The organism is Mycobacterium sp. TH-M11 (genome assembly GCF_057473725.1).
On record NZ_JBYCLD010000550.1, the window covers coordinates 1 to 8,740 of the forward strand.

An 8,740-nucleotide genomic window follows, 5' to 3' on the forward strand; every position below is an offset into this window, starting at 1 on the left:
GTTGGTGTAACCGTTGACCAGCGCCCCCACAGCACCCAGCTCTTTGACCGCGCGCTCAAGTTCGGCAGCAGCCGCGTCCGGGTCTTGCAGCGGTACCGAAGCGAAAAACCGGAAACGGTCGGGGTGACCGCCCACCATTTCCTTCGCAACGTAATCGTTGGCCCTTTTCGCAGTATCCACCGCGGCTTTGGCGTCAGTGATGGCTTCGATGCCAGGCTGGGTCAGCGAAAGGATCGTCACCTCGATGCCGTTGCGGTCCATGTCTTTCAACCGATCGTCAACCTCCGTCAGTCGGCGTTCCACCTCGGCGAAGTAATTCGGTTCGGTGAAGTTGTGCTCACCGGTGGCATCGAGACCTGGTAGCTCCCAGTGCTCTTCGAGGGCGATCTTTCCAGTCATCTGCGCTTCCTTTGTCCGTCCGGGTCATCAAGGTATCTGAGCTCAACCTACCCGCTGATTCACTGCAGCGTCCACCGCCGCGATTTCGAATTATCAATAGCCGCAATAGGTTCGGACTTATATCCAGAAGTTGCCCATCAGCGTTTGTACGCGCGCGGCCCAGTCGATGTCAGGTGAATCGCACACCGCCGAAGGACTAGTAGCTATCAAGCACCTGCGGCCAGATCGGACTCTGTAGGTCCGAACGCGGCGACCAACTGGGCAACTCGGAAGTCGTGGCGCAGGGCGGGCCATACAGCCCAAGTTCGTCGCACTACCGGGTCACCGACAAGAGGACGCCACACGACAGTATCTGGGACCGGGTCCCAAGCCCTCGAAGCGAGCGCGAAGGCCCGGCCGCTGCTGATTGCGGTGAATATGACCGAAGGGATGGAATAGTCCTCACTTCTGTCCGGGTCACCAGTGTCGACGCCGTGACTGCCGAGCGTGGCCGCGACCTCGTCGTACCAAGCGGGGCTGCTCGCGCGCGAAAGGCCGATCCATTCCAGGCCGGCCAATGCATCGAGTCTGATAGCGAGAGGGCCGCCAAGTCGATTCGCGAGCTCGCCGGCCATCAGAACGCCGAGACCCGCCTGCGCTACCAGCACCGCGTCGAACTCTCTTCCGCGGGGGTGCTCGCGCGTGAAGGAAACGTCGAGCTCCCCATCGCGCAGCCTGGCCAGCTGCGCGGCCATCGGCAGGTGCCGCGGTATCACACGCGTATCCGGATTCGCGGCAGCGAATCGAGCGACTGCACGAAGCAAGTCGGGTTCGAGTTCGGCAGGGATGCCGAGTTGCATGACACGAGACTCGGTGGCGGCGCTGGTAAGCGCCCGAAGGAGCTGATTCTGGCGCGCTAGCAGCGCGCGAGCTCCAGTGAGCAAGGCCATGCCAGCCGGTGTGACCACCACACCGCTGTTGTGTCGGACCAGCAGCTGCACGCCGAGCGCACGTTCGAGGCTACTGATCGTTTGAGACAGAGCAGGCTGGCTGATATGTAGCCGGCGAGCGGCCGCCGAGACGGTACCCTCTTCGGCGACAGCGACGAAAGCTTCCAGCTTGGCTGGTGCAAACGCTTCCCGGCCGCGCGAAGCTGCGCGGTGGCGCAGACCATCATCAGCCATGGTCGACACCCATAACACCGATCAAGCATCGCTGTTGTCGCTCTCCGGGCAGCACCAGGCTGGCGTCGCTGACAGTGATGCGTCGTGGAGGCAGCGGCAACAATGTCTCGGGGATTTCGACGTCCTCCGACACCCCCGGTAAAGGTCTCCTCAGCGACCGCAGACTGGGCGTACCCTGCATGAGCCCCGCACGGGGCGCGGTTAACCCTCCTTGACACATGAGCTAGCCCTCACGAACACCGCCACGAGCGAGAAAACGAATCGCACAGCCCGCTACCTTCTGCCTATAGCAACATGTGTTGCTATAGGATGAGTGTTGCACAGGGAAACTACTAAAGCAACATGAGGTGCTGTAATTGTCAAATCGCCAGGTCAATCAAGGCATACGCACCGGTGGTCGCAGCGCCCGCGTTCGCGAGACGATATTGAAGGCGGTCTTCAGTGAGCTGCTCGCCAACGGGTACGCCGCGTTGACCGTGGAGGCGGTGGCGGCCAGCGCAGGCGTTAACAAAACCACCATTTATCGACGGTGGCCAACGCTCGACGATCTGATGGCAGACGCAATGTTGAGCTGGTCCTCGGAGGCGATCCCCATCCCCGACACCGGCGGCATCGAAACGGACCTGCTTGCGTTAGCTACCGAATTGGCCGAACAACTGAACGGCGGCATTGGCCGCCAATTTGCTGCCGTTGTTCTTACGGCTGGGCTCCGTTCGCCTCACTTGGGCGAAGCAACGCGTCGCTACTTCGCCCAGCTGGCCAACCGCGCGAAACCTATCGTTGACCGAGCGATCGATCGCGGTGAGGTTGCGCCAAACACCGACGCGACTGCCCTAATTGACACGCTGCGGGCACCGTTCTTCTATCGCGCGGTCACTACGGGCGAGCCCGTCGACGACGTCCTGATCGCGCAGTCGGTACGTATTACCGCCATGGCAGCACAGGCGGGGTTGTTATCGGCATGAACACACCTACACTCTGGCGCTAGACGCGGTGCACGACAAGGCTGGCTTGAGGCGCGGCGGGCCTGTCCGCAGCCGACGATGCCGATCCCACGGCATCACACCACCACGGCGGGGGCTAGTGGGTCATCGAGGTCGTCAGGGCGTCGGGGCAAAGGTCGGACACCGCGAAAACCTTCTGCGGCTTGCGCTTGTTGGCGGGTGAGCCCGGCCTGGCCGCCCACGGCAGATTCTTTTTTCGTTTTGTGGCCACCGGCGATATCACCGACCCGGGTGATATCGCCTATGGGCATAATTCCAAAAATGGATGCCACCTAGGAGATGGTGCTGGTGTGACTCATGGTGTTTTGGCTCGGATGCGGTCGCGCAGCGGTATAACCACCTGCATGGGCAACAGAGTCGCGGCACCGCCAGAACTGATCCGGGGCGACGTTGACGAGGGCTACGGCAAAGTTGCCGATGCATTCCGGGCGAACTTCGCCGCCCACCGCGAAATCGGGGCGGGCGTCGCGGTGTACCGCGAAGGCGTCAAAGTGGTCGATTTGTGGGGCGGCTACCGTAACGGATTCACCAAGGAGCCATGGCAGCGCGACACCATGGTCAATATATTCTCCACTACCAAAGGCGTTGCCGCCCTTGCAATAGCGGTGGCGGTATCACGCGGACTGTTCGGCTACGACGACAACGTGGTCGACCACTGGCCCGAGTTTGCTCAGGCCGGCAAGGCCGGGGTCACCATCAGACAACTGCTCGCGCACCAGGCCGGACTGTGTGCGCTCAAGCCAGTGCCTACCGTGCAGGACGTCGCCGACCCGCAACGGCTCTCGGCGATGCTCGCGGCGCAGAAGCCGGCGTGGCCGCCGGGAACCCGGCATGGGTATCACGCGATCACACTGGGCTGGTACGAATCCGAGCTCATCCGTCGCACCGACCCGGCCGGCCGTACGCTGGGCCGCTTCTTCGCCGACGAAGTCGCCCGGCCGCTCGGCCTGGATCTCTTTATCGGACTTCCGGATTCGGTGGACCCTGGCCGGGTGGCGCACTTACACCACTGGTCACGCGCGGAGGCATTGCTACATCTCAATGTCATGCCGCCCGCGCTGGTGGCCGCGTCATTCAACCCGCTCGGACTGCTGGCCCGCGCCGGCTCCCTGCCGCGCAACGTCGCGCCGTGGAACGGCGACTACAACCGCGACGACGTACGCGCCATCGAGATTCCCTCGGCCAATGGAATCGGGACGGCCGACGCTGTCGCCAAGCTGTACGGCGCCGCCGCTGTCGGAGATGCTGCGCTCGGTCTGACACCACGCGTGCGCGAGGAGCTCATCGCCCAACCGGCCCCGCCAAGCCGCGGGGTGCGCGACCGCGTCCTGGGCGTCAACTCCGTCTTTTCGCTCGGCCTCATCAAACCGGCCGCGTTATGCCAGTTCGGTTCGTCGGACAAGGCCTTCGGCACGCCGGGATTCGGCGGATCGTTCGGCTTCGCCGACCCCGATACCGGAGTCGGCTTCGCCTACGTGATGAATCGCTCGGGCTTTCACCTGTGCAGCGACCCGCGCGAGCTCGCGCTGCGGCAGGCCGTGTTCCGCGACGTGCTGGGAGCACGTCGACAGGTCTAGAGCTCGGTCGCCGAACCGCCTGCCGCGGTGATCTTTTCCCGCGCGCTGCCGCTGAACTTGTGCGCGGTGACGTCGACCTTGACCGCCAGCTTCCCGTCGCCGAGAACCTTCACGAGGGTCTTCTTGCGAACCGCCCCCTTGGCCACCAGCTCGTCCACGCCGACCGAACCGCCCTCGGGGAACAGCCGGTTGATGTCACCGACGTTGACCACTTCGTACTCGGTGCGGAACCGGTTACGGAAACCTTTGAGCTTGGGCAGCCGCATGTGAATCGGCATCTGCCCACCCTCGAAGGTGGCCGGCACGTTCTTACGGGCCTTGGTGCCCTTGGTTCCCCGACCAGCGGTCTTACCCTTGGAGCCTTCACCGCGGCCCACCCGGGTGCGCTTGGTCTTCGATCCAGGCGCGGGGCGCAGGTCGTGCAGTTTGATGGTCACTTGCTGCCTCCATCGGCCGGCTCGACCTCAATGAGGTGCTGGACAGCCTTGATCAGCCCACGGGTCTGCGCGTTGTCCTCGCGCACCACGGACTGGCGGATCTTCCGAAGTCCCAGTGTGCGAAGGCTTTCCCGCTGCTTCCAGCGAGCGCCGACGACGCCGCGCACCTGGGTGATTTTGAGTTGCGTCATGATTACGCCCCTCCTCCACGAGCGGCGGCGGCAGCCAGCGCTTCGCTTTCGCGGCGGGCGCGCAGCATGCCGGACGGCGCCACGTCCTCCAGCGGCAACCCACGTCGCGCCGCGACTTCTTCGGGACGCTGCAGCATCTTGAGCGCGACGACCGTCGCGTGCACGACGTTGATCGCGTTGTCACTGCCCAGCGATTTGGACAGAATGTCACGCACCCCAGCACATTCCAGCACCGCACGCACCGCGCCACCGGCGATCACACCGGTACCGGGGCTGGCCGGACGAAGCAGCACAACGCCGGCGGCGGCTTCGCCCTGCACCGGGTGCACGATGGTTCCACCGATCATCGGAACGCGGAAGAATCCCTTGCGGGCCTCCTCGACGCCCTTGGCGATCGCAGCCGGAACTTCCTTGGCCTTGCCGTAGCCGACACCGACCATGCCGTTGCCGTCGCCGACGATCACCAGCGCGGTGAAGCTGAAGCGCCGACCGCCCTTGACCACCTTGGAAACACGGTTGATCGTGACGACCCGCTCCAGGTAATTGCTCTTGTCACCGTCACGGTCCCGACCGCCACGGCCGCCACCATCACGGCGGCCCCGGTTGTCACGCGAGTCGCGACGGTCGTCGCGGCCCTCGGTCGTCGGGCCGGCCGTTCCAGCCGGTTGCTCCGCCATTATGCGGTCCTTCCGCTCATGTTTGACTCACAAACATCAATGCTTGCCATCAGAATTCCAACCCCCCGGCGCGAGCGGCGTCGGCCAGTGCCGCGATCCGCCCACCGTAGGTGTAGCCGCCACGGTCGAACACCACTGTGTTGACTCCGACAGCCTTGGCCCGCTCGGCGATCAACTGACCGACCCGCACACTGTGGGCCTTCTTGTCGCCGTCCACGCCGCGCACGTCCGCCTCGATCGACGAGGCGGCGGCAAGAGTGGTTCCGGTCAGGTCGTTGACCAGTTGCACGTGGATGTGCCGCGACGAGCGGTGCACCACCAGGCGCGGACGCTCCGCGGTGCCCGAGATCTTCTTACGCAGCCGCGCGTGACGACGCAGCCGCTGCTTGCGCCGAACGGCAGACACGCTCTGCGCGGGCGCCTTCTGCACGGTACCGGCTTGTGTTTGCGCCATGACTACTTACCTGTCTTTCCGACCTTGCGGCGGATCTGCTCGCCTTCGTAGCGAATGCCCTTGCCCTTATAGGGATCGTTCTTGCGGAGACGGCGGATGTTGGCCGCGATCTGGCCGACCTTTTGCTTGTCGATTCCCGAGATCGAGAACTTGGTGGGCGTCTCGACCGCGAACGCCACGCCCTCAGGCGCGGTGATCAGCACCGGGTGGCTGTAGCCCAAGGCGAACTCGAGGTCGCTGCCCTTTGCCTGCACGCGGTAGCCGACGCCGTAGATCTCCATCTTGATGGTGTAACCCTCGGTGACACCGGTGACCAGGTTGGACACCAAGGTGCGCGACAGCCCGTGCAACGAGCGGTTGTGCCGGTCGTCGTCCGGACGCGTAACCACAATGGCGCCATCTTCGTTGCGCGCCACCGTAATCGGCTCGGAGACCTTCAAGTCCAGGACGCCCTTGGGCCCCTTCACCGAGACCTGCTGGCCATCGATGGAAACCTCGACCCCGGACGGAATCAGGATCGGTTGCTTACCAATACGCGACATGTCAGTTTCCTCTCACCACACGTACGCGAGGACTTCGCCGCCCACGCCTTGTCTGGCTGCCTGCCGGTCGGTCAGCAGGCCCGAGGAGGTCGAGATGATCGCCACGCCCAGTCCGCCGAGCACGCGCGGCAGCCCGGTCGACTTGGCGTACACCCGCAAGCCCGGCTTGGACACCCGGCGCAGGCCGGCGATGCTGCGCTCCCGGCTCGGCCCATACTTGAGCTGAACGGTCAGCGCCTTGCCAACCCGCGCATCCTCGGTGCGGTAGTCGGTGATGTAACCCTCCCGCTTGAGGATCTCGGCGATATTGGCCTTGATCTTCGAATGCGGCAGCGTCACCTCGTCGTGGTAAGCAGAATTGGCGTTGCGCAGACGCGTCAAAAAGTCTGCGATGGGGTCAGTCATCGTCATGGTTTAGTTCCTCTGCCCCTCACCAACTGCTCTTCTGCACGCCGGGCAGTTCACCCGCGTGCGCCATCTCGCGCAGACAAATCCTGCACAACCCGAACTTGCGGAAAACCGCATGCGGCCGGCCACATCTGTTGCAGCGCGTATAGGCGCGCACCGCGAACTTCGGCTTGCGCTGGCTCTTGATGATCAATGCTTTCTTCGCCATCAGATCAGTTCTCCTTGAACGGAAAGCCGAGGCCGCGCAACAGCGCTCGGCCTTCGTCGTCGTTGGTCGCCGAGGTGACGACGGTGATGTCCATGCCGCGCGGGCGGTCGATGTTGTCCACGTCGATCTCGTGGAACACCGACTGCTCGGTCAGCCCAAACGTGTAGTTGCCCCGACCATCGAACTGCTTGGGGCTCAACCCGCGGAAGTCGCGGATACGCGGCAACGAAATCGAGATCAGCCGGTCCAGGAACTCCCACATCCGGTCACCGCGCAGCGTGACGCGAGCACCGATCGGCATCCCCTCGCGAAGCTTGAACTGGGCGATCGACTTGGTGGCCTTACGGATTTCGGGCTTCTGGCCGGTGATCAGCGCCAGGTCGTTGACCGCGCCGTTGATCAGCTTCGCGTCACGGGCGGCGTCGCCGACACCCATGTTGACCACGACCTTCACCACACCCGGTATCTGCATGACGTTGGCGTAGGCGAACTCTTTGTTCAGCGCGGCACGGATCTCTTCTGCATAGCGCGCCTTGAGGCGGGGCTGAACCTTGGCTTGTTCTGTCGTGGTCATGACTCGATGTCCTTGCCGTTGCGCTTGGAGATGCGAACCCGCTTGCCGGACTCCTCATCCACCCGGTAGCCGATCCGGGTGGGCTGGCCGTCGGAGTCGACCACCATCACGTTGGAGACGTGGATCAGGGCTTCCTGCGTCACGATTCCGCCGGACTGTGCGCCGCGCTCGTTGGTCGAGACCGCGGTGTGCTTCTTGATCCGGTTGACGCCCTGGACGAGTACCTTGTTGCGAGCCGGATACGCCTGGATCACTTTGCCTTTGGCGCCCTTGTCCTTACCCGAGATGACCAGGACAGTGTCGCCCTTGTGCACCTTCATCTACAGCACCTCCGGGGCCAGCGAGACGATCTTCATGAAGCGTTTCTCGCGCAGTTCGCGGCCGACCGGCCCGAAGATACGGGTTCCACGCGGGTCGTTGTCGGGCTTGATGATCACAGCCGCGTTCTCGTCGAACTTGATGTAGCTGCCGTCCGGGCGGCGGCGTTCCTTGACGGTCCGCACGACGACGGCCTTGACCACGTCACCTCGCTTGACGTTGCCGCCGGGGATGGCATCTTTGACCGTCGCAACGATGACATCGCCGATACCGGCGTAGCGCCGCGACGAGCCGCCGAGCACGCGGATGCACAAGATTTCCTTGGCACCCGTGTTGTCGGCCACCTTCAGCCGCGATTCCTGTTGAATCACTCGATCTCCTGACCTGGTTCACGTATGCACGCCCACGCGTGAGCGAGCCGGCAGACCTAGAAAATGTGATCCACCAGACCGGTCGTACATGGTCTTCGTTGTCGAAGGGCACGCAGGGCCGACGGTGAAACTCCAGACGCCAGCCGAGGTCTGCCCACGGCAACCCCTAGAGTCTAGGTGAATACTTGCTCAGAGCAAAATTCCTGGTCAGCGGCAGTGATTACTCCTGCTGACCGCGACGCGACCAGACCTAGATGGGCGACGGATCGCCCTCTGCGAATGGTTCTGCAGGCACGAATGAGACCGACCGGCGTGGCTTGCAGCGTAGTCGGGGATGTATCCCCTACTGCGGGTGGTGTCGGGTCACAGCTGCGTCGAGGGCATCGAGTGTGAATCCTGGACTTCGAGCGTGAAACG

Annotated in this window: 15 protein-coding genes; 2 read left to right on the forward strand and 13 right to left on the reverse strand. The window is 63.7% G+C overall.

From position 1 onward, the window contains the following. Positions 1-399 (reverse strand): amidohydrolase family protein (locus AC2VOG_RS20750; protein ID WP_486941699.1); only part of this gene is annotated, 399 nt, incomplete at its 3' end. A gap of 206 nt (positions 400-605) precedes the next feature. Next, the gene (locus AC2VOG_RS20755) at positions 606-1,562 is read right to left on the reverse strand and encodes a LysR family transcriptional regulator (protein ID WP_486941711.1); all 957 of its coding nucleotides are present in this window, start codon (positions 1,560-1,562) and stop codon (positions 606-608) included. A 356-nt stretch (positions 1,563-1,918) separates the two neighbouring features. Here AC2VOG_RS20755 and AC2VOG_RS20760 point away from each other — a divergent pair, with 356 nt between their 5' ends. Then, positions 1,919-2,527 carry a TetR/AcrR family transcriptional regulator gene (locus AC2VOG_RS20760; protein WP_486941700.1) on the forward strand — a complete coding sequence of 203 codons (609 nt, stop codon included), beginning with the start codon at positions 1,919-1,921 and terminating at the stop codon, positions 2,525-2,527. Positions 2,528-2,642: 115 nt separating this feature from the next. Here the strand turns inward: AC2VOG_RS20760 and AC2VOG_RS20765 are convergent, their stop codons facing one another. Next, positions 2,643-2,777 (reverse strand): hypothetical protein, encoded by a 135-nt coding sequence (locus tag AC2VOG_RS20765; protein WP_486941701.1) that lies wholly within the window; start codon positions 2,775-2,777, stop codon positions 2,643-2,645. A gap of 133 nt (positions 2,778-2,910) precedes the next feature. Here AC2VOG_RS20765 and AC2VOG_RS20770 point away from each other — a divergent pair, with 133 nt between their 5' ends. Then, the gene (locus AC2VOG_RS20770; RefSeq protein WP_486941702.1) at positions 2,911-4,143 is read left to right on the forward strand and encodes a serine hydrolase domain-containing protein; all 1,233 of its coding nucleotides are present in this window, start codon (positions 2,911-2,913) and stop codon (positions 4,141-4,143) included. Here the strand turns inward: AC2VOG_RS20770 and rplO are convergent. The 10 genes from rplO to rplN are packed head-to-tail and all read right to left on the reverse strand — an operon-like array spanning position 4,140 to position 8,323. After that, complete coding sequence (rplO, locus tag AC2VOG_RS20775; protein WP_486941703.1) at positions 4,140-4,580, reverse strand: 50S ribosomal protein L15; 441 nt, start codon at positions 4,578-4,580, stop codon at positions 4,140-4,142. The two genes, AC2VOG_RS20770 and rplO, sit on opposite strands and share 4 nt — an antisense overlap. After that, positions 4,577-4,771 carry a 50S ribosomal protein L30 gene (gene rpmD / locus AC2VOG_RS20780; protein WP_486941704.1) on the reverse strand — a complete coding sequence of 65 codons (195 nt, stop codon included), beginning with the start codon at positions 4,769-4,771 and terminating at the stop codon, positions 4,577-4,579. The genes rplO and rpmD overlap by 4 nt, the downstream gene beginning before the upstream one ends. Before the next feature lie 2 nt (positions 4,772-4,773). Further along, positions 4,774-5,448 carry a 30S ribosomal protein S5 gene (gene rpsE, locus AC2VOG_RS20785; protein ID WP_486941705.1) on the reverse strand — a complete coding sequence of 225 codons (675 nt, stop codon included), beginning with the start codon at positions 5,446-5,448 and terminating at the stop codon, positions 4,774-4,776. A 49-nt stretch (positions 5,449-5,497) separates the two neighbouring features. Then, entirely contained in the window at positions 5,498-5,902 is a 405-nt protein-coding gene (gene rplR / locus AC2VOG_RS20790; RefSeq protein ID WP_486941706.1) for a 50S ribosomal protein L18, read from the reverse strand. Between the two features lie 2 nt (positions 5,903-5,904). Continuing rightward, on the reverse strand, positions 5,905-6,444 hold the full coding sequence (rplF, locus tag AC2VOG_RS20795; protein ID WP_486941707.1) for a 50S ribosomal protein L6: 540 nt from the start codon (positions 6,442-6,444) through the stop codon (positions 5,905-5,907). A gap of 12 nt (positions 6,445-6,456) precedes the next feature. Then, the gene (rpsH, locus tag AC2VOG_RS20800) at positions 6,457-6,855 is read right to left on the reverse strand and encodes a 30S ribosomal protein S8 (protein WP_285187343.1); all 399 of its coding nucleotides are present in this window, start codon (positions 6,853-6,855) and stop codon (positions 6,457-6,459) included. A 19-nt stretch (positions 6,856-6,874) separates the two neighbouring features. Continuing rightward, entirely contained in the window at positions 6,875-7,060 is a 186-nt protein-coding gene (locus AC2VOG_RS20805) for a type Z 30S ribosomal protein S14 (protein ID WP_486941708.1), read from the reverse strand. A 4-nt stretch (positions 7,061-7,064) separates the two neighbouring features. After that, entirely contained in the window at positions 7,065-7,634 is a 570-nt protein-coding gene (rplE, locus tag AC2VOG_RS20810) for a 50S ribosomal protein L5 (protein WP_486941709.1), read from the reverse strand. Continuing rightward, positions 7,631-7,954 (reverse strand): 50S ribosomal protein L24, encoded by a 324-nt coding sequence (gene rplX, locus AC2VOG_RS20815; RefSeq protein WP_486941710.1) that lies wholly within the window; start codon positions 7,952-7,954, stop codon positions 7,631-7,633. Before rplX ends, rplE begins: the two co-directional genes overlap by 4 nt. Next, complete coding sequence (gene rplN, locus AC2VOG_RS20820; RefSeq protein WP_045373371.1) at positions 7,955-8,323, reverse strand: 50S ribosomal protein L14; 369 nt, start codon at positions 8,321-8,323, stop codon at positions 7,955-7,957. It abuts the gene before it with no gap. Between the last annotated feature and the right edge of the window lie 417 nt (positions 8,324-8,740).